This window comes from Streptomyces sedi (assembly GCF_006335015.1).
GTDB classification, from domain to species: Bacteria; Actinomycetota; Actinomycetes; order Streptomycetales; family Streptomycetaceae; genus Streptomyces; species Streptomyces sedi.
In genome coordinates, this window is sequence record NZ_VDGT01000009.1 from 199,041 (window position 1) to 220,377 (window position 21,337).

General features: G+C 72.7%; 20 protein-coding genes. 7 read left to right on the forward strand and 13 right to left on the reverse strand.

Going from position 1 to position 21,337, the window contains the following annotated elements:
- Nucleotides 1-82: 82 nt before the first annotated feature.
- From FH715_RS14315 to FH715_RS14340, 6 genes are all read right to left on the reverse strand, one after another.
- Nucleotides 83-955: a peptidoglycan-binding protein gene (locus FH715_RS14315; protein WP_139645140.1), complete on the reverse strand. Its 873-nt coding sequence runs from the start codon at nucleotides 953-955 to the stop codon at nucleotides 83-85.
- A gap of 169 nt (nucleotides 956-1,124) precedes the next feature.
- A complete protein-coding gene (locus FH715_RS14320; protein WP_139645142.1) occupies nucleotides 1,125-2,342 on the reverse strand; it encodes a CehA/McbA family metallohydrolase in 1,218 nt (405 codons plus the stop codon).
- The gene (locus tag FH715_RS14325; protein WP_139645144.1) at nucleotides 2,339-3,442 is read right to left on the reverse strand and encodes an ABC transporter ATP-binding protein; all 1,104 of its coding nucleotides are present in this window, start codon (nucleotides 3,440-3,442) and stop codon (nucleotides 2,339-2,341) included. The genes FH715_RS14320 and FH715_RS14325 overlap by 4 nt, the downstream gene beginning before the upstream one ends.
- On the reverse strand, nucleotides 3,442-4,326 hold the full coding sequence (locus FH715_RS14330; protein WP_139645146.1) for a carbohydrate ABC transporter permease: 885 nt from the start codon (nucleotides 4,324-4,326) through the stop codon (nucleotides 3,442-3,444). The genes FH715_RS14325 and FH715_RS14330 overlap by 1 nt, the downstream gene beginning before the upstream one ends.
- Nucleotides 4,323-5,258: a carbohydrate ABC transporter permease gene (locus tag FH715_RS14335; protein WP_139645148.1), complete on the reverse strand. Its 936-nt coding sequence runs from the start codon at nucleotides 5,256-5,258 to the stop codon at nucleotides 4,323-4,325. The genes FH715_RS14330 and FH715_RS14335 overlap by 4 nt, the downstream gene beginning before the upstream one ends.
- Nucleotides 5,239-6,618 carry an extracellular solute-binding protein gene (locus FH715_RS14340; protein WP_139645150.1) on the reverse strand — a complete coding sequence of 460 codons (1,380 nt, stop codon included), beginning with the start codon at nucleotides 6,616-6,618 and terminating at the stop codon, nucleotides 5,239-5,241. Before FH715_RS14340 ends, FH715_RS14335 begins: the two co-directional genes overlap by 20 nt.
- 306 nt (nucleotides 6,619-6,924) lie before the next feature.
- Here FH715_RS14340 and FH715_RS14345 point away from each other — a divergent pair, with 306 nt between their 5' ends.
- Nucleotides 6,925-8,154: a cytochrome P450 family protein gene (locus FH715_RS14345; protein WP_139645152.1), complete on the forward strand. Its 1,230-nt coding sequence runs from the start codon at nucleotides 6,925-6,927 to the stop codon at nucleotides 8,152-8,154.
- Nucleotides 8,155-8,229: 75 nt separating this feature from the next.
- On the opposite strand, the gene FH715_RS14350 is transcribed toward FH715_RS14345, so the two are convergent.
- The 5 genes from FH715_RS14350 to FH715_RS14370 form a co-directional block, all read right to left on the reverse strand.
- The gene (locus tag FH715_RS14350) at nucleotides 8,230-9,090 is read right to left on the reverse strand and encodes an ABC transporter ATP-binding protein (RefSeq protein ID WP_139645154.1); all 861 of its coding nucleotides are present in this window, start codon (nucleotides 9,088-9,090) and stop codon (nucleotides 8,230-8,232) included.
- Entirely contained in the window at nucleotides 9,069-10,082 is a 1,014-nt protein-coding gene (locus FH715_RS14355; RefSeq protein WP_139645253.1) for a FecCD family ABC transporter permease, read from the reverse strand. Before FH715_RS14355 ends, FH715_RS14350 begins: the two co-directional genes overlap by 22 nt.
- Before the next feature lie 65 nt (nucleotides 10,083-10,147).
- Entirely contained in the window at nucleotides 10,148-11,191 is a 1,044-nt protein-coding gene (locus tag FH715_RS14360) for a FecCD family ABC transporter permease (protein ID WP_139645155.1), read from the reverse strand.
- Nucleotides 11,192-11,221: 30 nt separating this feature from the next.
- Entirely contained in the window at nucleotides 11,222-12,277 is a 1,056-nt protein-coding gene (locus FH715_RS14365; protein WP_139645157.1) for an iron-siderophore ABC transporter substrate-binding protein, read from the reverse strand.
- Between the two features lie 256 nt (nucleotides 12,278-12,533).
- On the reverse strand, nucleotides 12,534-14,099 hold the full coding sequence (locus tag FH715_RS14370) for an MDR family MFS transporter (RefSeq protein WP_139645255.1): 1,566 nt from the start codon (nucleotides 14,097-14,099) through the stop codon (nucleotides 12,534-12,536).
- Nucleotides 14,100-14,253: 154 nt separating this feature from the next.
- Between FH715_RS14370 and FH715_RS14375 the strand changes: the two genes are divergently transcribed.
- A complete protein-coding gene (locus FH715_RS14375; RefSeq protein ID WP_139645161.1) occupies nucleotides 14,254-14,841 on the forward strand; it encodes a TetR/AcrR family transcriptional regulator in 588 nt (195 codons plus the stop codon).
- A 276-nt stretch (nucleotides 14,842-15,117) separates the two neighbouring features.
- On the opposite strand, the gene FH715_RS14380 is transcribed toward FH715_RS14375, so the two are convergent.
- Nucleotides 15,118-15,558, reverse strand: coding sequence for a cold-shock protein (locus FH715_RS14380; protein ID WP_139645163.1), 441 nt, complete (start codon nucleotides 15,556-15,558; stop codon nucleotides 15,118-15,120).
- Nucleotides 15,559-15,843: 285 nt separating this feature from the next.
- On the opposite strand from FH715_RS14380, the gene FH715_RS14385 reads away from it, so the two are divergent.
- The 5 genes from FH715_RS14385 (at nucleotide 15,844) to FH715_RS14405 (ending at nucleotide 20,733) form a co-directional block, all read left to right on the forward strand.
- Complete coding sequence (locus tag FH715_RS14385; RefSeq protein ID WP_139645165.1) at nucleotides 15,844-16,959, forward strand: glycoside hydrolase family 5 protein; 1,116 nt, start codon at nucleotides 15,844-15,846, stop codon at nucleotides 16,957-16,959.
- Between the two features lie 249 nt (nucleotides 16,960-17,208).
- Entirely contained in the window at nucleotides 17,209-18,084 is an 876-nt protein-coding gene (locus FH715_RS14390; protein WP_139645167.1) for an ABC transporter permease, read from the forward strand.
- The gene (locus FH715_RS14395; RefSeq protein WP_139645169.1) at nucleotides 18,081-18,959 is read left to right on the forward strand and encodes an ABC transporter permease; all 879 of its coding nucleotides are present in this window, start codon (nucleotides 18,081-18,083) and stop codon (nucleotides 18,957-18,959) included. Before FH715_RS14390 ends, FH715_RS14395 begins: the two co-directional genes overlap by 4 nt.
- Nucleotides 18,959-19,726 (forward strand): ABC transporter ATP-binding protein, encoded by a 768-nt coding sequence (locus tag FH715_RS14400; protein ID WP_139645171.1) that lies wholly within the window; start codon nucleotides 18,959-18,961, stop codon nucleotides 19,724-19,726. The genes FH715_RS14395 and FH715_RS14400 overlap by 1 nt, the downstream gene beginning before the upstream one ends.
- Complete coding sequence (locus FH715_RS14405; RefSeq protein WP_139645173.1) at nucleotides 19,723-20,733, forward strand: ABC transporter substrate-binding protein; 1,011 nt, start codon at nucleotides 19,723-19,725, stop codon at nucleotides 20,731-20,733. Before FH715_RS14400 ends, FH715_RS14405 begins: the two co-directional genes overlap by 4 nt.
- Here FH715_RS14405 and FH715_RS14410 read toward each other — a convergent pair.
- A complete protein-coding gene (locus FH715_RS14410; RefSeq protein WP_139645175.1) occupies nucleotides 20,709-21,320 on the reverse strand; it encodes a TetR/AcrR family transcriptional regulator in 612 nt (203 codons plus the stop codon). The genes FH715_RS14405 and FH715_RS14410 overlap by 25 nt on opposite strands.
- Between the last annotated feature and the right edge of the window lie 17 nt (nucleotides 21,321-21,337).

Sequence of the window (21,337 nt, forward strand, 5' to 3'; positions counted from 1 at the left end):
CCCCACCGCACGGCACGCACCCCGTTCCGCGCCCCGAGCCGCCCACCCGGCGGTGCGGGGCGCGGACGGCTGCGGTGCCGGGCTACACCCGCGGGACCCGCAGCCGGTCCCAACTGGTCTCGCCCGGGATGCCGTCGGCGTCGCCGCCGGAGTAGCCGAGCTTGCGCTGCCAGGCCGCGTAGGACTCCTGGTCGACCGCGGTCCACTCCGGCCCGGGGCCCACCTGGTAGCGCCCGCAGCCCTCGGCGACCAGGCGCTCGCCCATGGCGGTGATGATCGGGCTCTCGCGGCCGGGGGCGAAGAACGCGGCGCCGGGGAACGGCTCGTGGGTCGGCGAGCCGCCGCCACCGCCGCCGTCCGGGGGCTCACCCAGCCGCGCCCGGACGCGCTCCCGCATCGCGTCCATGGTGAAGCCCCGGGGGTCTATCTTGCCCGGCTGCCACTCCAGATGGCCGATGACCGAGCGGTGGTTCCAGCCGTGGGCGCGGCAGACGGCGGCGGCTGCCCGTTCGATGGCCAGCAGCTGCGCGTCCGGCCAGGGATCCTCGCCGTCGCCGAGGTTGACGCACTCGAAGCCGTAGAAGTGCGGGTTGCCGTCGGTGTCGGCCCGGTTGTCGGGCGGCAGCTCGCGCTCGGCGATCACGGCGTCCAGCACGTCGCCGTCGCCCGAGCCGGCGTGGTTGGCGCGACCGTGGCCGACGAGGTGCACCTCTCCGGCCTTGTCGATCACCCCGTGGCACAGCGGCCCCGGCAGGGTGGAGTGGCCGTCGTAGCACAGCCGGACCGAGGCGTCCGTGCCGCTGGTGACGGTGTGGTGGATCATCACGCCGTGCACGGGGGCCCAGGCCCCCTGCGCGTTGCGGTTGTGCGTGCGCCAGCTGCGGACCTCGTGCACGGTCAGACCCTCGTCGCGCAGGGCCTTCAGCAGCCGGTCGGCGCTCAGGGGAGTCGCCATCGCGTGGCCTCCTTCGGTGGCGTGGGGGATGAACGGCGGCCGTGAGGACCGCGGGAGGTCCGGCCACCGCGCCGGACCGCCGGGGTGCCGCCTACCCGGGATCACGCCCGCCACCCGAACCACCCCCGAAACCACACCCGTTGCCCACACCCCTCGCCCACATCCGACGTCAGCGGGCCAGCGCGAGCACCTCGTTCTCGTGGCTCTCCAGCCGGTGCGGTCCCGGCTCCGCCGGGAGGAGCGCGCGGTCGCCGTGGACGGCGAGTCGGGAGCCGTCGGGGCGGACCAGCGCCGTGCCCTCGGCGTCCAGGGCGAGCAGTTCGTCGCCCAGCCGCAGCAGCAGCGGCGCCCTGGGCCCCGCCGAGACGGCGACGCGCCCGGCGGCCAGCGCCGCCAGCACCGCCTCGGGCGCCTCGTCCTCGGCCAGCACCCATGTCGTGGGCCGCCCGGGCAGCGCGTCGGCCCCCAGCCGGTGGAAGTCGCTGCCGCCGAGCGCCACGACGTCCGGCCGCCACGCCGCCGACCAGGCGAGCGGCGCGCCGAAGCGGCGGTCGCTCCAGCCGCTGTGCCAGACCTCCACATGGCGCGGCCGGTCGGTGAGCGCGTTGCGCCAGGCGCAGTCGGTGGCCACCGGGTGGTTGATCGAGAACAGCCCGCCGTGGCGCCTGGCGTGGGCCAGCCAGTGGTCGGCGGGGCGCCGGAAGTCGACCCAGCCGACATCGCCGATGACGTTGGCGTGCCCGGTGTCCGTGGTGACCTCCTGCCCGGGCAGCAGCGCGATGCCGTAGCGGGCGCCCAGGCCCGGGAGGTGCGGGTGGTGGCTGACGGTGTTGTGGTCGGTGACGGCGAGGAAGTCCAGCCCCTGGGCGGCGGCCAGCGCCGCCAGTTCGGCGGGGGTGAGCGCGCCGTCGCTGTGCACGGTGTGGCTGTGGCAGTCGCCGGCCAGCCAGCGCAGCCCGTCGACCCCGGGCAGCGGCCGGCGGTCGGGCCGTCGCGGCACGGGCGGGTCGGCCGGGGCGTCGGGCGGGGCCGTGCGGCGGCCGGTGGTGGTGATCCGCACCTGGTACTCCAGGCCGGTGGGCGGCACCCGGTGCAGCCGCAGCAGCACCCGCCACTCCCCCGGTTCGGGCTCGCCCGGCAGATAGCCGGGGGTGGCCCAGCCGACGGCGACGGTGTAGTGGTCGCGGGCTCCGCCCGACCAGCCCCGGTAGCCGGCGGGGCCGAGGCAGCCGAGGTCGAGCACCCCGGCCTCGCGTTCGTAGGACAGTTCGACGGTCAGCGCGGCCGTGCCGGGCGGCACGTCGAACGGCAGCTCGCGCAGGGGCTGTTCGAGCCGGTCGGCGAGGGTCCAGCGCCCCCGGTGGACGGTGTCGGTCGCGGGTGTCACGGTGTCCTCGTTCCCGTCGCCGGCGTCTCGTACCCCGGGGGGCCCAGCAGTTCACCGTCCCGGTACACCAGCGCGCGGTCGGCGCGCGGCAGCGCGTGCCCCGCCGTGCCCGGCGCCAGCGCGGTGTCCTCGTCGACGACGACCCGCACCTCACCAGCCGGGCCTTCCAGGGTGACCAGTTGGGAGCTGCCGAGGTTCTCCACCACGCGCACCTCGCCGGCCAGGGCGCCGGCGACCGGCTCCTGATGGAACGTCAGGTACTCGGGCCGGATGCCGTAGGTCAGCTTCTCGCCCTCGGCAAGCGCCAGCCCCTCGGGGGTGGGCAGCGCGGTGTCGGCGACGCGGACGGCGCCGCCCTCGGCCGTGCCGGGCAGCAGGTTCATCGGGGTGGAGCCGATGAACGAGGCGACGAACGTGTTGGCGGGGCGGCGGAAGACCTCGGCCGGCGTGCCGAGTTGGCGTATCCGGCCCTGCTCCATGACGGCGATCCGGTCGGCGAGCGCCAGCGCCTCGGCCTGGTCGTGGGTGACGAAGACGGTGGTGACGCCCAGCTCGCGCTGGAGGCGCTTGAGGAAGGTGCGGGCCTCAAGTCGCATCCGGGCGTCGAGGTTGGAGAGCGGCTCGTCGAAGAGGAACGCCCGCGGGTGGCAGGCCATCGCCCGCGCCAGCGCGACCCGTTGCTGCTGCCCGCCGGAGAGCTGGTCGGGGCGGCGCCCGAGGTGGTCGCCGAGCCCCAGCTCGGCGGCGGTGTCGGCGGCGCGTTCGCGGCGTTCGCGGCCGGGGACCTTCCTGATCCGCAGGGGGTAGGCGATGTTGTCGGTGACGGTCATGTGCGGGAAGAGCGCGTAGTCCTGGAAGACCATCGCGACGTCCCGCCGCCCCGGGGGCACGGCGGTGACGTCGGTGCCGCCGAGCAGCACGGCGCCCGAGGTGGCGGTCTCCAGGCCGGCGAGGGTGCGCAGCAGGGTGGTCTTGCCGCAGCCGGAGGGGCCGAGCAGCGCGAAGAACTCGCCGTCGGCGACGGTCAGTTCGACGGAGTCCAACGCGCGGACCCCGCCGGGGTAGACCTTGGTCAGGGCGGCCAGGGTGAGGTCGGCCATCAGCGTTTGATCCCTCCGTGGAACCGGAAGCCGTAGCGGGAGCTGACCAGCAGGAACATCAGCACCACCGGCACCGAGTAGAGCAGCGAGAAGGTGGAGATCAGGGCCAGGTCGGGCTGGCCGCCCTCGGTGTAGAAGGTGTACATCACGACGGCCGCCGGCGACTTCTCGGGGGAGCGCAGCAGCAGGAACGGGATGAGGAAGTTGCCCCAGACCTGTGCGACGGACCAGACGGCGATGGTGGCCAGCCCCGGCCTGACCAGTGGTACGACCACGTGCCGCATCACCTGGAGCGGGGAGGCGCCGAAGACCTGCGCGGACTCCTCGTAGGAGCGGGGCGTGCCGTCCATGAAGTCCTTGAGGATGAAGACGGCCGACGGCAGCAGCCCGCCGGACAGCACCAGGATCACGCCCAACTGGGAGTCGATGAGGTCGAGTTCGAAGGCCAGGTTGAACAGCGGCACCATGGCGGCGGTGCCGGTGACGATGGAGGAGAGCAGCAGCAGGGCGTAGAGCAGCGCGTCGCGGCCCGGCAGCCGGACCCGGCTGAGCGCGTAGGCGGCGAGCGCCGCGCAGACCACCACCAGGACGCCGGTGCCCGCCGCCAGCACGGCCGAGTTGCCGAGGGAGCGCATCGCGTACCGGTTGTCCAGCAGCGTCTCGAAGTTGGCGAGGGTGAACGAGGGCAGCGAGGCGGTGACGGAGGGGGTGTCGTCGAAGGGGGCGCTGGCGAGCCAGAGCAGCGGCACGGTGAAGAACGCGAGGACCAGCGAGCAGAAGGTGTAGAAGCCGACGGTGGCCAGCAGCCGGCGGGCGCCGTCGAGCCCCGCCGCGTGCCGGTCGGCGGCGGTTGTCTCCGGGTCCGCCCCGGGCGGGGCCGTCATCGGTCCACGTCCTTCCGCCGGCGCAGCAGCCGGGCGTAGACCACGGCGATCACCAGGTTGATCAGCAGCATCAGCACCGAGATGGCGGCGCCGAAGCCGAGTTCGCCGCCGAAGAGCGCGGTCTCGTAGATGAAGACCGGCATGATCTCGGTGCGGTCCTCCGGCCCGCCGCCGGTCAGCAGGAACGGCGTGAAGTCGTTGAACGTCCACAGGCTGATCAGCAGCAGGTTGGTCAGCACATGCCCCCGGATGCGGGGGAAGACCACGTCTCTCAGCTGCTGCCAGGAGGAGGCTCCGGCCAGCCGCGCGGTCTCCAGCTGGGAGGGCGGCACGTTCCCCAGGGCTGCGGCGTAGAGCATCATCGAGAACGCGGTGCCGCGCCAGATGTTGAAGACGATCAGCGAGAGCATCGGGTGCTCCAGCAGCCAGGCGGTGCCGGGGGTGGAGAGCAGCGCGTTGAGGGTGCCGTCGTCGCGGTCGAGCAGCGCGATCCACAGGAACGCGATCACGCTGCTCGGCAGGATCCACGCCAGCAGCACCATGGCCTCGATCAGCCGGCGCCCGAAGCCGCGCCGGTCGCGCAGCACCCAGGCGATGGCGAAGCCGAGCCCCGCCTGCCCGATGACGGCGGAGCCGAGGACGAACTGGAGGGTCAGGCCGAGGGAGTTGGTGAAGCCGTCGTCGTCCAGGGCGCGTTCGACGTTCTCCGCGCCGACGAACTGGGGGTCGACGGCGGCCAGTCCGGTGAGCCGGTAGTCGGTGGCGCCCAGGTAGATCGTCCAGAGCGCGGGGAAGACCAGGAAGGCGGCGATCAGCAGCAGCGCCGGGACGACGAACGCGGTCGCGCCGAGCCGGCCGAGGCCGGCCGCGTCGCGCTCGCGCGGCGCCGCCCCGGCCGGCGGCCCGCCCGGCTCAGGGGGCGATGTCGCCATCCACGACCTCCTCCAGCCCCTCCCGGTAGTCGGCGGCGGCCTCCGCCGGGTCCCCGCCGGCGACGACGGCCGCGGTGGCCTCCTGGAGGAGGACGGAGACCCGCGGGTAGACGTCGAGGGCCGGCCGGTAGGAGGTGAGCGGCAGCACCCGTTCGTTGACGAAGGTCAGCATCGGGTCGTCGCCGAGCAGCGCCTCGTTGACGTCGGCGCGGGCGGTGATCCTGGGGTCGTCGCCGACGAGGGCGGTGACCGCCTCGGCCGAGTGCATGAAGGCCAGCAACTCCCAGGCGAGGTCGGAGTGGTCACCCGCCGGGTTGACCACCCGGACGTTGCCGCCCGAGGTGGAGACGTGGTCGGAGCCGCCGAGCCCCGCGCCGGGCTCGGCGGCGGGGATCAGGGCGTAGCCGACGTTCTCGTCGCGGTCCTCCATGGGGGCGACGCCGCCGGCGGGGTTGACCACGGAACGCCAGAAGTAGTCGCTCTCCAGCAGGATCCCGATCTTGCCGGCGGCGAACTCCTCGAAGGACTTGTCGCGGCCCTGGGTCTCCTGCTGGAGCTGCCGGTCGCCGAGGCCGGCCCCGTAGATCTCCGCGTAGAGGCCGAGGACCCGTTCCAGGCCGGCGCTGTCGCCGGTCCAGCCTGCGCCCTCGGTGTGGATCTCCTCGCCCGCGCCGGCGAGCAGCGGCAGCACGCCCTGCATGGTGGTGGCCTCGCCCATGGCGGTGCCGGCGTTGAGCTGGATCGGGGTGACGCCGTCCAGGGCCGCCAGGACCTCGGCGGCCTCGACGATCTCGTCCCAGGAGGCGGGTTGCCAGTCGGCGGGGAGCCCGGCCTCGGCGAAGAGCTGGCGGTTGAAGTAGAGGACCCGGCCGTCGGTGCCGGCGGGGATCCCGTGCCGCGCGCCGTCGAAGGTGGCGAGCGCCTGGACGGCTTCGGGGATCTGCTCCCAGCCCTCCCAGGCGGCGTAGTCGGGGTCGGTGCGCTCCAGCGGTTCGACGTAGCCGGCCTGGGCGAACTCGCCCAGCCAGATGCCGTCCAGGGTGTACAGGTCGGGTCCCGCGCCGGACTGGAGGTCGAGGGCCAGCCGGGACTTGTACTGTTCGTCGTCGACGCCGCTGGGTTCGAAGGTGACGTCGACCTCGACGCCGGCCGCCGCCCGCTCCTCCTCGAACCGCGGGATGACCCACTGCTCGATCCAGTCGGCCTCGACCGCGTTCTTGCCGCCGGCGATGGCGTTCATGCTGATGGTCAGTTCGATGGCGCCCGAGTCGCCGTCCCCGCCGGAGCCGCAGGCCGCGACCGTTCCCGACAGGGCGAGCGCACCGGTCAGTGCGACGAGCCTTCTGGTCAGCACTCGCATTGAGTCATCCCCTCGTGAGGTTCGCTCCGGGAGAGTGACACAGCGCACTGGGGAAGAGAAGAGTCCGTTGTCCCAACTTTCGCCCTCTTCCCCGGAGTTACGCCTTCACCACGCCGGACCCGCCCCGGGTGACCGTCAGTGCCCGCGCGGGGGCGTGCGAAACGGCGTGAACCGGCTCCCGGGGCGGGAGTGCCCCGGCCGGCCGCGGGGGAGGAATCGGGTGGGCGCGGGGCGGGCGAGGGCGACCGGACCGCGCCGTGTCCGTTCCGGTGCGACTGGTGCACGGTGTCCCGCGGAGGCGGTCGGATGAGCGAGTCCACACCCCTGTCCCTCGACCCGACGGGGGGCGCGCGCCGCGCCGAGGAGGCCGCCCTGCACGCCGGCGGCGCCGCCGTGCGGGCCGACCTGGTGGGCGTCACCGTCTGGGCGGTCAACGACCCCGACCTGCTGCGGCGGTTGCTCACCGACCCCCGGGTCTCCAAGGACCCGCACCGGCACTGGCCGGAGTTCCCCGAGCGGGTGGTGGGCCGCTGGCCGCTGGACCTGTGGGTGAACGGGCAGAACATGTTCACGGCCTACGGCTCCGAGCACCGCAGGCTGCGTCGACTGATCAGCCCGGCGTTCAACCCGCGCCGGGTCAACGCGCTGCTGCCGCGCGTGGAGGCGATCACCGCGGAGCTGGTGGACGCGATCGCCGCCGTCGCGCCCGGCGTCCCGGTGGATCTGCGGGCGGCGCTGGCGGAACCGGTTCCGGTGCGGGTGATCAGCGAACTGGTCGGCGTGCCCGAGGAGATGGCGGACGACTTCCGCCGCGTGGTGCGCACCGTCTTCGACACCTCCGTCCCCCTGGAACGGGCCCAGGCCAACCACGCGGAGTACTCCGCGCTGCTCGGCACGTTGGCGGCCCGCCGGAGGGCCGAGCCCGGCGACGACCTGACCTCGGCGCTGATCGAGGCGAGGGACGAGGAGGGCGACGGCTCCCGGCTCTCCGAGGGCGAGCTGACCAGCACCCTGATGCTGGTGGTCAGCGCCGGCTACGAGACCACGACCAACCTGCTGGACCAGGCGGTCACCGCGCTGCTCACCCACCCCGAGCAGCGGGAACTGGTCCGCTCCGGCGGGGTTCCCTGGGGCGAGGTCATCGAGGAGGCGCTGCGGTACGAGGCGCCGGTGAGCCATCTGCCGCTGCGGTACGCCGTCTCGGACATCGAGCTGCCCGACGGTGGGCTGATCCGGGCCGGCGAGACGATCCTCGCTTCCTACGGCGCGGCCGGCCGGCACCCCCGGGTGCACGGCGAGACGGCGGGCGACTTCAACATCTCACGGGTCAACAAGGAGCACCTGTCCTTCGGCCACGGCCCGCACTTCTGCCTGGGCGCGCCGCTGGCCAGGGCGGAGGCGGCGGTGGCGCTGCCGGCGCTCTTCGACCGCTTCCCCGGCATCAGGCTCGCCGTCGCGCCGGAGGCGCTGCGCCCCGTGCGCAGCCTCGTCTCCAACGGCCATGTGGAGCTGCCGGTCCTGCCGCACGGGCGTTGACGGTCCCGGAAGGCGGGGTGCGACAGCCGTGGCGGGCGGTCGCGGCGGGTCCGCGGCAGGGCGGGCCGGGGGCGGCTATCCCCGCACGCGGTCCCGGTGGGCCGCCGCGTGCGGTACCACCATCGGCGTCGAGGTCCGCGGGTCGGGGACGATGTCGCAGGGCAGCCCGAAGACCTCGCCGACCAGCCCGGCGGTGAGCACCTCGGCCGGCGGGCCCTCGGCGACGACCCGCCCCTCGTGCATCACCACCAGGTGGCTGGCGAACCTGGCCGCCTGGTTGAGGTCGTGCAGCACCGCCACGATGGTGCGCCCCTCGCGGTGCAACTCCGCGCACAGTTCCAGCAGTTCGTACTGGTGGGCGATGTCGAGGAACGTGGTGGGCTCGTCGAGCAGCAGCAGCTCGGTCTGCTGGGCGAGGACCATCGCGATCCAGACCCGCTGCCGCTGCCCGCCGGACAGCTCGCCGACCCGCGCCTCGGCCAGCTCGGTGAGGCCGGTGCGCTCCAGCGCGAAGGCGATCGCGGTGTCGTCCTCGGGCGACCACTGCCGCAGCAGCGTGTGGTGCGGGTACCGGCCGCGCCGCACCAGGCCGCGCACGCTGATGCCCTCCGGCGCCAGCGGGCTCTGCGGCAGCAGCGCGACCTCGCGGGCCACCGCCCGGCCCCGGTAGGCGCGCAGGTCGGTGCCGTTGAGCAGGATGGTGCCCGCGTCGGGCTTGATGGCCCTGGCCAACGCCTTGACCAGCGTGGACTTTCCGCAGCCGTTGGGGCCGATGATCATCGTCAGCCCGCCGTGCGGCAGGTCCAGGCTCAGCTCGCGCACCACGGGCACGCCCCCGTAGGAGAGCGTCACCCCCCGCGCGCTCAGCCCCTTGCCCGTCGCCTCCGCCGGCGCTCCGGTCCGCTCGTCGCTGGTCACAGTCGTCCCTTCCGCCATTCCCTGGTGAGCAGATAGCCGAGGTAGAGGCCGCCGATGGCCATCGTGTAGATGCCCACCGGCATGTCGTCCATGGGCAGTTGCTGGGCGGCCAGGTCGGCGAGGACCAGCAGCAGCGAGCCCGTCAGCGCGGAGAGCAGCAGGTGCGCGCCCGAGCCGCCGGTGAGCCGGCGGGCGATCTGCGGCGCGGTCAGCGCGATGAACGCGATCGGCCCGGCGACGCTGATCGCGGCGGCCGACAGCAGCACCGAGAGCAGCACCGCCCGCGTGCGGGTCCGCTTGGGTTCGGCGCCCAGCGCGGCGGCGATCTCGTCGCCCATCTCGCCGATGTCCAGCCGCCTGGCCAGCGCCAGGGTCAACGGCAGCAGCACCAGCAGCGCCAGCCCGATGTCCCGGGCGTCCTCCCAGGAACGCGCGGCCAGCGAGCCGTTGACATAGGCGGTCAGCGCGGTGGCGCGTTCCCGTTCGACCGCGTAGACCACGTACTGGGTGATCGCGAGCGCGATGGCGGCGACGCCGATGCCGGCCACGATCAGCCGGCCGGGGTCGCGGAAGCCGGTGCCCGTGGAGAAGTACACCAGCGCGATCGCCGCCCCCGCGCCGACCAGCGCCCCCAGCGAGACCGGCACGTCCGGCATCTTCAACGCCACCACGGCCGCCCCGGCCCCGGCCCCGCCGCTCAGCCCGATGACGTCGGGGCTGCCCAGCGGGTTGCGGGTGACGGACTGGAAGAGCGCGCCGGAGAGCCCGAACGCGGCGCCGGCGGCGATCGCCACCACCAGCCGGGGGCCGCGCAGCCGGTCCAGCACGAAGAGCGACTTGCCCTCGGCGCCACCGGTCAGCGCGGTGGGCAACTCGCCGAGCGGCACGCCGAGTTTCCCCATGGTGAGCGTCGCCACCGAGGCGGCCACCAGCGCCAGCACGATGCCGACGCCGACCAGCAGCGCCGCCCGGCTCATCGGCAGCGCCAGCCGGCGCCCGATCACGACCATGCCCCGGGGGCGTTCCCCGCGCGCCCCCCGGACGCGCGCCCCCTCGGCGCGTTCCTCCGTCGCGGTCACGCCGTCCCCCTCATCCGGCGCACCGCGTAGAGCAGCACGGGCGCGCCCACGAACGCGGTGACCACGCCGACCATCAGCTCCGAGGGGCGCATCACCACCCGGCCCAGCACGTCGGCGAGGAGCAGCAGCGTCGGCCCGACGACGGCCGAGAAGGCCAGTTGGAGCCGGAAGTCGATGCCGACCACCGCCCGCACGATGTGCGGAACGGCCAGGCCGACGAAGGCGATCGGGCCGACGGCCGCGGTGGCCGACGCGCACAGCAGGGTGGCGGCCAGCAGCCCGCCCGCCCTGATCAGCGTGGGGTTGGCGCCCAGCGAGTGCGCCGAGTCGTCGCCCAGCGCCAGCGCGTTGAGCCCGCCGGACAGCAGCAGCGCGAGGACGAGGCCGACGGCGGCGAACGGCAGCGCCGTCCAGAAGATCTCCATCGGCCGGCCACCGAGCGCGCCCACCACCCAGTAGCGGTAGCTGTCGAACGTGTCGGGATTGCTGAGCGTCACCAGCTGGATGTAGGCGGCCAGCACCGCCGAGACCACGGCGCCGGCCAGCACCAGCCGCACCAGCCCCGTCGAGGCGCCGGCCGAGCCGATCGCGTAGACCAGCAGCCCGGCCAGGAACGCGCCGGGCAGCGCCCACCAGACCGCGCCCGACTGGCCGCCGGCGCCGAGGAACGCGGTCGCGGTCACCACCCCGGCCGAGGCGCCGGCGTTGACGCCCAGCAGTCCTGGGTCGGCGAGCGGGTTGCGGGTGATGCCCTGCATCAGGGTGCCGGCGACGGCCAGGCTGACGCCGGCCAGCACGCCGAGCGCGGTGCGCGGGTAGCGGCTCTCGACGACGGTCGCGACATAGGGGTCGGCGTCGCCGCCGAGCGTCGCGAACACGTCGCCGAGCGAGGTGGTCTTCGCGCCGAAGACGACGCTGGCCGCCATCGCCGCCGCCAGTGCCGCCAGGCAGAGGACGAGGAGGCCGGCGATCCTGACGGCGCCCGGCCCCCGGGACGTGGCGCGGCCTGGGGCGGCCTTCGCTGCTGTGGTGACGGTCATCGTGGTGTGCGTGCCGGTGGTCGGGGCGGGTCAGTCGTCGAGGGTGGTCAGCGCCTCGTCGATCAGCGGCAGATAGCGGTCGATGCTCCAGGGCACGGTCAGCGGGTTGATGATCGAGGAGGCGGTGACGAACGGGTTGTCGTCGCTGGAGACGATACCGCCGCGCTCGACGGCCGGGATGGCCGCGTACAGCGGCTGGCCCTCGATCTCGGTGCGGGTCTCCGCGTCGCTGTAGAACGTGAAGACCAGGTCGCTGTCGCCGAGTTGGTCGGCGTTCTCCAGGCCGATCATCGCCGAGTCGGTGCCCTCCAGCTCCTCGAAGGTCTCGGCGACCGGGTCGACGGTCAGACCGAGCGAGGAGACCATCTCCACCCGCTGCTCCTCCGGCAGGAAGACGCCGAGGGTGCCGGGACCCGAGGTGTAGATGTAGGAGAAGGTGACGCCCTCGTACTCCGGGCGGGAGGCGGCGGCCTCGGCGAGCTGGTCGCGGATGTCGCCGATCAGCACGTCGGCCTGGTCGGGCTGGCCGAGCGCGGTGGCGACCAGCTCGATCTGCTGGTCCCAGTTGGTGGACCACGGCAGGTCGGGGTAGGCCACGGTCGGCGCGATGTCGTTGAGGATGTCGAACTGGTCCTGGGTGATCCCGGACCAGGGCGCCAGGATGACGTCGGGCTCCAGCTCCAGGATGGCGTCGAAGTCGATGTTCTCGCCGCCGGTGAACTGCGTGGGCAGCTCGTCGCCGCGCTCGGTCACCGCCTCGTGGATCCACGGCAGGTAGCCGGTGTCGTCGCTGCCCCACTCGTAGGACTCGATGCCGACGGGGGTGCTGCCGAGGGCGATCGCGGTCTCGGCCGAGCCCTGGCCGAGGGTGACGACGCGCTCCGGCCGCTCGTCTATCTCGGCGTCGCCGAGGGCGCTCTCGATGGTGACGGGGAACGCCCCGCCGCCCTCCCCCTCGCCGGACGACGACTCGGTGGACCCGTCGTCGTCCGAGGACGAGCAGCCGCTGAGCACCAGCGCCGCCGAGGTGGCCACGGCGGCGAGGACGAGACGCTGACGGCGCGCGCTGAGCGGGGTGAGCGGCATGGACGTTCCTTCTGTTGGGGCCTGTCCCGTCGGGGACGCGACGGGTGGCGGACGGGGGGTCCGACGAGTTGAACGACGCGGAGCTTAGGTAAGCCTAAGCTTAGACTACGGTCGCCGTCGGGCCGCCGGGCACCCCAACTCTCCACGCCGGGCGGCGGCGCGCCCCGAGAGCGTCGACAACTCCCGCGACGCGCCGCCGCGTTGCCCGTTCAGCCGGCCCGGAGCCCCGGGCTCACGCGCTCGTCCCCACCGCGGGTCACGGCTTGGCGGCGGCGGGCGCCCGCTCTTCGCGCGCCTGCTCCCCGTCGCCCTCGGGGGCCGGCGCGAGGTCGAGACTGTCACGCAGCGTGGTCGGGGTGAGAAAGAGCGCCGCGAGCAGGCCGACCAGCGCGATGCCGGCCGAGATCAGGAAGATGTGGCCGGTCGCGTCCCCGTAGGCGGCCCGCACGATGCCCCTGACCGCCGGGTCCATCGCCTCGACGTTGAGCGTCGAGCCGCCGGCCGCGTCGCCCGAGGCCGGAATGCCGGCGGCGGTCAGCCCCTCGGCGATCTTCGTCGACACCTGGTGGGCGAGGACCGCGCCGAGCACCGAGACGCCCATGGTGCCGCCGAGCGAACGGAAGAAGGTGACGACCCCTGAGGCGGCGCCGATCTCGTTCAGCGGGACGGTGTTCTGCACCACCAGCAGCAGGTTCTGCATCGACATGCCCACGCCGACGCCGACGAGGAACATCCCGGCGCCGACGATCCCGAGCGAGGTCTGGTGGTCGATGGTGGACAGCGTCAGAAAGCCCAGCGTGAGCGAGACCACGCCGGCGACGATGAACGGCTTGACGTGCCCGGTGCGGGAGACCAGCCGGCCCGAGACCGCGGCGCTGAGCAGCACCCCCGCCATCATCGGTATGGTCAGCAGGCCGGCCTCGGTGGGCGTGTAGCCGCGCCCGACCTGGAAGTACTGGCCGAGGAAGACCGCGCCGCCGAACATCGCCATGCCGACCGAGAGGCTGGCCACGATCGCCAGCGCCGGGTCCCGGCGCCGCACCACGTGCAGCGGGACGACCGGCTCCCGCACCCGCGCCTCGACCAGCACCGCGGCCAGGCCGAGCACCAGCGCGGAGCCGACCATGGCGCCGGTCTGCCAGGAGAGCCAGGCGAACTCGGCGTCGACGAAGGTGACCCAGAGCAGCAGCAGGCTCACGCTCACGGCGATCAGCGAGGCACCCAGGTAGTCCACCGTGGCGTCCGGGCGGCGCACCTCGACCAGCTTCAGCGTGCGGGCGAGCATCACCAGCGCCAGCAGCGTGAACGGCACCCCGACGAAGAAGCACCAGCGCCAGCCCAGCCACGACAGGTCGGTGATGGCCCCGCCGAGCAGCGGACCGCCGACGGTGGCGACGGCCATCACGCCGCCGAGGTAGCCGTTGTAACGCCCGCGCTCCTTGGGGCTGACCATGGCCGCGATCACCACCTGGACCAGCACCTGGAGGGCGCCGAGCCCCAGCCCCTGCACGGCGCGGAAGGCGATCAGCTGCTCCGCGCTCTGCGCGAACCCGCAGGCCAGCGACGAGAGGCTGAAGATCAGGATGCCGATGGTGAGCAGCAGCTTCTTGCTGAAGAGGTCGGCGAGCTTGCCCCAGACCGGGGTGGAGGCGGTGGATGTCAGCAGGGTGGCGGTGACCACCCAGGTGTACTGGGACTGGGTGCCGTTCAGCGAGCCGATGATCTGCGGCAGGGCGACCGAGACGATCGTCGAACTGATCATCGCCATAAAGAGAACGGTCATCAGTCCACTCATGGCCCGCAGGACATGACGGTGGTCCATCGGCGCGCCCTGGGACGGCACGACGGTCTGTGCGCTCACGCGCGACCTCCAGCGGAGACGTTCCGGGTGTGTGTGAGAAGACCGTTTCACTGTACATGCACTTTGGGCATAATTGCTCAGTGGGTAACTTTGCCCGCCAGGTAAGATCTCGGACATGGAGACCATCACGGGACTGCGCGAGCGCAAGAAGGCCGCCACCCGGCAGGCGGTACACGAGGCCGCGTTGCGCCTGACCGTAGAGCACGGCATCGAGAACGTCACCGTGGAGGCGATCGCCGACGCCGCCGACATCTCGCGGCGGACCTTCTCCAACTACTTCTCGTCCAAGGAGGACGCCCTCCTCTTCGACGAGGAGCGGCGCACCAGGACCCTCGTCGAGACGCTGCGCCAGCGCCCGCCCGAGGAGTCCGCCTGGCAGGCCCTCCTCGCCGCCGCCCACTCTCTCTCCCCCCGCGCGGGCACCCCGGAGGAACGCGCCTGGGCGGCCCGCAGCAAGCTCGCGATGCGCCACCCGTCGCTGCTGGCGCGGCAGATGAGCATGCACGTGGCGCTGGAACGCGACCTGGTCGACGCCATCACCGGCCGCCCGGGCACCGACCACATCCGCCCCGAGGTCTACGCCGGCGCCTTCCTCACGTCCCTGCGCATCGCCACCCGCCGCTGGGTCGAGCGGGAGGGCTCGGAGGACCTGATGGAGCTGCTCACCGAGATCGAACGGGAGATCTCCCAGGCGTTTCCGTAGCCACCGCGCGGCGAGGCTTCAGGACCGGGGAAAATCCGCGACCGGCCGGCCGGGGCGCCCCCGCGATCGCGCCGAGCGCTGTCCCGCCGCCTGCCGTTGCTCGTAGCCGCCTTCGCGGCCCGCGAGTCCGTACGCGGTCTCCGAGTTCGGCGACGCTCCCGCGCGGAACGCGCCCTCGCCGCGTGGGCCCCGACACGACCGCGCCCCGCCGGGCGTGGTGGGGGGCCGGCGGGGCGCGGGGGGCCTCCGGTGGAGGGAGGGCCGGGGTGGGGTGGGTCAGGAGGCGAGCCAGCCGTGGCCGCGGGCGAGGCGTTCCACGCCCTGGCGGACCTGGAGGATCTGGGCGGCGGTCAGGCTGGGGACGCCCTCCAACAGCGTCTCGGTCAGCTCCTGCCGGAACTCGCGCGGCGAGAGCACGTCGCACAACCCGTCCTCGACCACCCCTCCCCCGGCGGCGGCCGGCTCCGCGCGGGCCGCGACGGGCTGCGGGGCCTCGGCCGGCGCCGCGGCGCCCTTCCTGACGACGCTCACCAGCGACGCCTTCGGACCGCGTTCCCCCTCGGCGACGTCGAACTCCACGACGGCGCCCGGCTGGTACAGATGCTTGTCATCCAGAAGGTCGTTCGCGTGCATGAAGACGTCTTCACCTCCCTCGTCCGGGATGATGAATCCGTAACCGCGGATGTCGTCAAAACGGACAACCCTGCCCTGCGTCATAACACACCTCACCACACGAGCCAGTTAGCTCAACAGCCAATCCTCCCGGCACACTACCAAGCCTCCCCGTGACCAGGGGCCGCTTCTCCGTGACAGGTCACACCGCGCGACGCGCGGCGGGGCATCTCCGGAAGGGCGTGCGAAGGGCGTTCGGACCCAACTCGGGTATTGGTCCAGACTATTGACGGCTTCCCGAAGTCTGCTTACTTTCAGGGCCGACCCAGCTCCCGCGATCCCCCACCGCCTTGGGCCGCCCCGCCCCGGCGCGATCGGAGAAGACAGGTTATGCGCATATCGCGATCCTCTCGTTCGGAAGTCCAGGGTTCCGCGGACCAGCCCCCGCGCGCCCGCAGCAGGTCGCGTCAACACCGTTCGGCGCGCCTGTGGTTGGCCGGCGTGCTGGCGGCGGGCACGGCCTTCGCCGGCGCCTCGTTGGCCACCGCGGGCGAGGAGGGCGAGGCCGCCGAGGCGGCGCCGGAGGCCGTCACCCCGTTCGCCGAGCACGGCGCGCTGGAGGTGTGCGGGACCACGCTCTGCGGCGAGAGCGGCGAGCCCGTGCAGCTGCGCGGCATGAGCACGCACGGCACCCAGTGGTTCGAGAACTGCGTGACCGACGAGTCCCTGGACGTCCTGGCCGACGACTGGGGCGCCGACGTGATCCGCGTCTCCACCTATGTGCAGGAGGACGGCTACGAGACGGATCCCGCCTACTTCACCGACCTGGCCAGCCGGATCATCGACCAGGCGACCGCGCGGGACATGTACGTGGTCGTCGACTGGCACATGTTGACCCCCGGCGACCCGAACGCGAACACCGAACTGGCCAAGCAGTTCTTCACGGAGATCACCGCGCGCCACGGCGACCAGGACAACCTGCTGTACGAGATCGCCAACGAGCCCAACGGCGTCGGCTGGTCCTCGATCAGGAGCTACGCCGAGGAGGTCATCCCGGTCGTGCGGGCCGGCGATCCGGACGGCGTGGTGATCGTCGGCACCCCGGGCTGGTCCTCGCTGGGCGTCTCGGACGGCTCGGACGAGGCGGAGATCGTCGCCGATCCGGTGAACGCGGAGAACGTGATGTACACGTTCCACTTCTACGCGGCCTCCCACCAGGAGGGCTACATCGACACCCTGGCCCGCGCCGCCGACCAACTGCCCATCTTCGTCACGGAGTTCGGCACCGAGGAGTACACCGGTGACGGCGGCGCCGACTTCGCGTTCGCCGAGCGGTACCTGGACCTGCTGGCCGAGAAGAACATCAGCTGGACCAACTGGAACTACTCGGACGACTTCCGCACCGGCGCCGTCTTCCAGCCCGGCACCTGCGACGCGGGCTCCTGGTCCGACCCGGGCTCGCTGAAGGAGTCCGGTGCCTGGATCAGCGAGCGCATCAGGGGCTGACACCCCGGGCGCGACGCCCGGAACCCACCACGCGGCGGTGCCGCGCCCCCCGGCCAGCGGGGGCGCGGCACCGCCGTCTTTTATCGCTCATGCCCGATTTTCCCCCGCCCGGGACCGGCTGTTTTTCTTATAGAGGGAACTTCCAGCGAATGTATTGCTGTAGGCGGAATCAGGTCGTAGCTTGCGAGGCACCCGCTTCACGCACGAAGGAGTCGCCATGAGCTGGTCCGAAACTACCTCTGTCGCATCATGAGCCTCGAAGGGACCGCAACGGTCACAAGTGCTCCGCGGGGGACAGCTCGGGCGAACCTGGCGGACACCTCCGGAAGCCTTCGGCGGCTGCTCGGTCAGCGCTGGCTGCGCGACCTCGGCCTGAAGGTCAGCGGCGTGCTGGTGGTGCTGCTGGCCCTGGAGGCGTGCTCCCGTACCGGACTGCTCTCGCGCGACTGGTTCCCGCCGATCACCGACACCTACGTCGAGCTCTTCAAACTCGCCGCCGGGCAGCCGCTGTGGACCGAGATCGGCAGGACGCTCAGCGGCTGGGGCCTGGGCATCGCGCTGGCCACGGTGCTGGCGGTGCCCTGCGGCATCCTGCTGGGCTCGAACGCGACCGCGTACCGGATGACCCGCGTCGTGATCGAGTTCTGCCGGCCGGTGCCCTCGGTCGCGCTGATCCCGCTGGCGGTGCTGGTCTACGGCGTCGGCCTGGAGATGAAGGTCTTCCTGATCGTCTTCGTCACCTTCTGGCCGATCCTGCTCCAGGTGATCTACGGCGTGCAGGACGTGGACCCGGTGGTGCGGGACACCGCCCGGTCCTACGGCCTGCCGGCCCACGCCCGCTTCCTGCGGGTCACACTGCCGAGCGCCGCCCCCTACATCGCCACCGGGCTGCGGATCGCCTCGGCCATCGCGCTGGTGCTGGCCGTCACCGCCGAGCTGGTGGTGGGCGCCCCCGGGCTCGGCCAGTCGATCGTGGTCGCCCAGTCCAACGCCAACCTGCCGCGCATGTACGCGCTGATCATCGTGACCGGACTCGTCGGCTGGGTGATCAACCTCGCGTTCCAGGCGATCGAACGCCGACTGCTGAAGTGGCATCCCTCGCAGCGCCAGGAGGTCGCCCAGTGAACCGCAGAGTCCTCGGATTCCTGCTCGAACTCGCCCTGCCCGTGGCCGTGTTGGTCGGCTACGGCGTCTGGGCCTCCCGGGCGCAGAGCTTCTACTTCCCGCCGCTGGACGAGATCGGGCGGTACTTCGGGGAGCTGTGGCTCTTCGACCGCGTCGGCAGCGACCTGGTGCCCTCGCTGACCCGGATGAGCGCCGGGTATCTGGCCTCGGTGCTGGTCGGCGTGTCGGTGGGGCTGCTGCTCGGGATGTCCCGGGTGCTGCGGACGGCCGCCGAGCCGGTGGTGGAGTTCCTGCGGGCCCTGCCGGCGCCGGCGTTGATCCCGTTCTCGCTGCTGCTCTTCGGCTCCGGTGACAGCTCCAAGATCTTCGTCATCGTGCTGGGCGCGGTCTGGCCCATCCTGCTCAACACGATCGACGGTGTGCGCGGCGTGGACTCCCAGCAGCTGGACATGGCGCGCGCCTACCGCATCCCGCTGGCCGCCCGGATCTGGCGCATCATCCTGCCGGCGGCCGGGCCCCGGATCTTCGCGGGCATGCGCACCTCGCTCGCGATCGCGATCATCCTCATGGTCGTCTCCGAGATGGTGGCCAGCAGCAACGGTCTCGGCTACTTCGTGCTGGAGCAGCAGCGCTCGTTCGCGATCCCGGAGATGTGGACCGGCATCATCCTGCTCGGCGTGCTCGGTTACGTACTGAACTGGCTCTTTCTGCGGGTCGAACGCCGCGTGCTGGCCTGGCACTTCGGCCTCAAGGGGCTGGCGGGTCCGGCGACGGGGCGCACCCGTTCCGCCGGGCGGTCGCCCTTCGGGAAGCGACGCGCCTCCCCCTCCCCCACGCCCGCCCACTCGTCCGCCTCGTCCGACGGAGAAGTCTGATGCTCGAAGTTTCCCATCTGCGGAAGGTCTACGGACCCGACCCGTCCGCGGCTCCGGCCGTCGCCGACCTCGACTTCACGGTCGGTGACCAGGAGTTCGTCTGCATCCTCGGCTCCTCGGGCTGCGGCAAGACAACGATGCTGCGCTGTCTGTCCGGGCTGATCCCGTTCACCGCCGGCGAGATCACGCTGCGCGGGAAGCCGGTCACCGGGCCGCCGGAGGACATGGCCTTCGTCTTCCAGGACTACAGCCGCTCGCTGCTGCCCTGGATGACGGTCCGCCGCAACATCGCCTTCCCGCTGCGCTACAAGGGCGTCGAGAGGAACGACGCGCGGCGGGCGACCGAGGAGGCGCTGGAGGCGGTCGGGCTGGCCGACCGGGGCGACCGCTACCCGTGGCAGCTGTCGGGCGGGATGCAGCAGCGCGTCGCGATCGCGCGCGCCCTGGCGTACCGGCCGCGCATCCTGCTGATGGACGAGCCGTTCGCCTCGGTGGACGCCCAGACCAGGTCCGGCCTGGAGGACCTGCTGCTGCGGGTGAAGGAGCGCTACGGGATCACCGTGCTCTTCGTGACCCACGACATCGACGAGGCGATCTACCTGGGCGACCGGGTGCTGGTGCTGCGCCCGCCGGCGACGGTGGGGCACGCGGTCACGGTGGACCTGCCGCGGCCCAGGGACCAGGTGTTGACCAAGCAGGAGCCGGAGTTCGCCCGGCTGCGTGGCGAGCTGTTCGCCGCGATCGACGGCGGGTCGGTGGCGGCATGAGCGGGCGGCGATCGACCGCGCGCCCGGGGCGCCGCGCCGGCGCGTTGGCGGGCGGGCTCGCCGGGTTGATGGTGCTGACCACGGCGGCGTGCACCGACTACGGCGGCGACCTGTCGGGCGCCAACATAGCGGGCGGCGGCGACGGCGACACCCTGGTGGTCTCGGAGACGGCCGGGGTGCCCTCCTCCTTCCTCGCCTACGGTGTGCGCCAGGGGTACTTCGCCGACGAGGGGGTCGACCTCCAGGTCAGCCCGTCCAGCGGCGGCGCCAGCGTGATCCCGGCGCTGCTCAGCGGCGACATCGACGTGGCCGGTTCCAACGTGGTCTCCGCGCTGATCGCGATGGGCCGGCGGATGCCGATCCAGATGGTGGCGGCCGGCACCTCGACCGACGAGACGGAGGAACGGGACTTCGCGCAGCTGGTGGTGCCCGAGGACAGCCCGATCACCTCGCCCGACGACCTGGACGGCACGCGGATCGCCGTCAACTCGCTGCAGAACATCAACGACGTGGTCGTCAACTCCGTCCTCGGCGAGGCCGGGCTGACCAATGACGACGTCCGCTTCGTCGAGATGCCGCTGCCGGACATGCCGGCCGCGATCGGCCGGGGCGACGTGGACGCGGGCGTGCTGATCGAGCCGTTCGCCACCATCGGGACCTCCCAGGGGCTGCGCCCGCTGGCCGGCCCCTATGTCCACACCCGGCCGGGGCTCCAGATCGGCACCTATCTGATGACCTCGGAGCGGGTGGCGGAGAACCCGGAGCTGGTGGCGGCGTTCCGGGCGGGGGTGGAGCGGACGGCCGAGTCGATCGCCGAGGACCCGGACTCGTTCCGCGAGGCGCTGCCCGAGATCAGCGAGCTGGCACCGGAGTTGGCGGAACGCATGAACCTGCCCGTCTGGCGCGGCAGCACCAACCGGGAGTCGGTGGAGACCATCCACGGGGTGATGCGGGAGATCGGCCTCACCGAGGCGGACCTGGACTACGACGGCTGGGTCGCCGACTGATCCGTGGTCCCGGGGTGGCGGGCGGCGGACCAGGCCGCCTCGATCATCGGGAAGATCTCCCCGACGGCGGCCTCCGGGTCGTCGGCTCCCCTGGCCAGGACGTGGGCGTCGACGACGAACCGCGCGAGCGCCCGGCAGGCCGTCGTCGCCCGGGGCAGCCCGAGGTCGTCGGCGACGGCCGCCGCCAACGCGTCCGCGTGGCGCAGCAGCATCGACTCCTCGTGCCGGCGCAGGGCGGTCGAACCCTCGACCAGCCGCCGGACCGGGGCGGCCCCCTCCACCGCGCAGTGCCGCACCATGGCCAGCACCTCGCGGCGCAGCGCCGGGACCAGGGGCTCGTGCGGGGCCCGTTCGGCGACCGCGTCGACCAGGCCGCGCTCGAAGTCCCGGTCCCGCGCGAAGACCAGCGCCTCCTTCGAGGGGAAGTGCGCGAAGAGCGTGGTCACGGCGACGTCGGCCTCGGCGGCCACCTCGCGGATGCCCACCTCCTCGTAGCCGCGCTCCAGGAAGAGCCGCAGGGCGGCGTCGGCGATCTTCTGTCGGGTCGCGGCCTTCTTGCGTTCGCGACGTCCGGTCGGGGCGGTCATGGGGTCCACGCTATCAA

What these genes read in the sequence shown, in the direction of transcription:
- FH715_RS14315 (WP_139645140.1), bottom strand. Translation starts at nt 955, where the DNA reads ATGGCGACTCCCCTGAGCGCCGACCGGCTGCTGAAGGCCCTGCGCGAC.
- FH715_RS14325 (WP_139645144.1), bottom strand. Translation starts at nt 3,442, where the DNA reads ATGGCCGACCTCACCCTGGCCGCCCTGACCAAGGTCTACCCCGGCGGG.
- FH715_RS14330 (WP_139645146.1), bottom strand. Translation starts at nt 4,326, where the DNA reads ATGACGGCCCCGCCCGGGGCGGACCCGGAGACAACCGCCGCCGACCGG.
- FH715_RS14335 (WP_139645148.1), bottom strand. Translation starts at nt 5,258, where the DNA reads ATGGCGACATCGCCCCCTGAGCCGGGCGGGCCGCCGGCCGGGGCGGCG.
- FH715_RS14340 (WP_139645150.1), bottom strand. Translation starts at nt 6,618, where the DNA reads ATGCGAGTGCTGACCAGAAGGCTCGTCGCACTGACCGGTGCGCTCGCC.
- FH715_RS14345 (WP_139645152.1), top strand. Translation starts at nt 6,925, where the DNA reads ATGAGCGAGTCCACACCCCTGTCCCTCGACCCGACGGGGGGCGCGCGC.
- FH715_RS14350 (WP_139645154.1), bottom strand. Translation starts at nt 9,090, where the DNA reads ATGGCGGAAGGGACGACTGTGACCAGCGACGAGCGGACCGGAGCGCCG.
- FH715_RS14355 (WP_139645253.1), bottom strand. Translation starts at nt 10,082, where the DNA reads ATGGTCGTGATCGGGCGCCGGCTGGCGCTGCCGATGAGCCGGGCGGCG.
- FH715_RS14360 (WP_139645155.1), bottom strand. Translation starts at nt 11,191, where the DNA reads ATGACCGTCACCACAGCAGCGAAGGCCGCCCCAGGCCGCGCCACGTCC.
- FH715_RS14365 (WP_139645157.1), bottom strand. Translation starts at nt 12,277, where the DNA reads ATGCCGCTCACCCCGCTCAGCGCGCGCCGTCAGCGTCTCGTCCTCGCC.
- FH715_RS14370 (WP_139645255.1), bottom strand. Translation starts at nt 14,099, where the DNA reads ATGGACCACCGTCATGTCCTGCGGGCCATGAGTGGACTGATGACCGTT.
- FH715_RS14375 (WP_139645161.1), top strand. Translation starts at nt 14,254, where the DNA reads ATGGAGACCATCACGGGACTGCGCGAGCGCAAGAAGGCCGCCACCCGG.
- FH715_RS14380 (WP_139645163.1), bottom strand. Translation starts at nt 15,558, where the DNA reads ATGACGCAGGGCAGGGTTGTCCGTTTTGACGACATCCGCGGTTACGGA.
- FH715_RS14385 (WP_139645165.1), top strand. Translation starts at nt 15,844, where the DNA reads ATGCGCATATCGCGATCCTCTCGTTCGGAAGTCCAGGGTTCCGCGGAC.
- FH715_RS14390 (WP_139645167.1), top strand. Translation starts at nt 17,209, where the DNA reads ATGAGCCTCGAAGGGACCGCAACGGTCACAAGTGCTCCGCGGGGGACA.
- FH715_RS14400 (WP_139645171.1), top strand. Translation starts at nt 18,959, where the DNA reads ATGCTCGAAGTTTCCCATCTGCGGAAGGTCTACGGACCCGACCCGTCC.
- FH715_RS14405 (WP_139645173.1), top strand. Translation starts at nt 19,723, where the DNA reads ATGAGCGGGCGGCGATCGACCGCGCGCCCGGGGCGCCGCGCCGGCGCG.
- FH715_RS14410 (WP_139645175.1), bottom strand. Translation starts at nt 21,320, where the DNA reads ATGACCGCCCCGACCGGACGTCGCGAACGCAAGAAGGCCGCGACCCGA.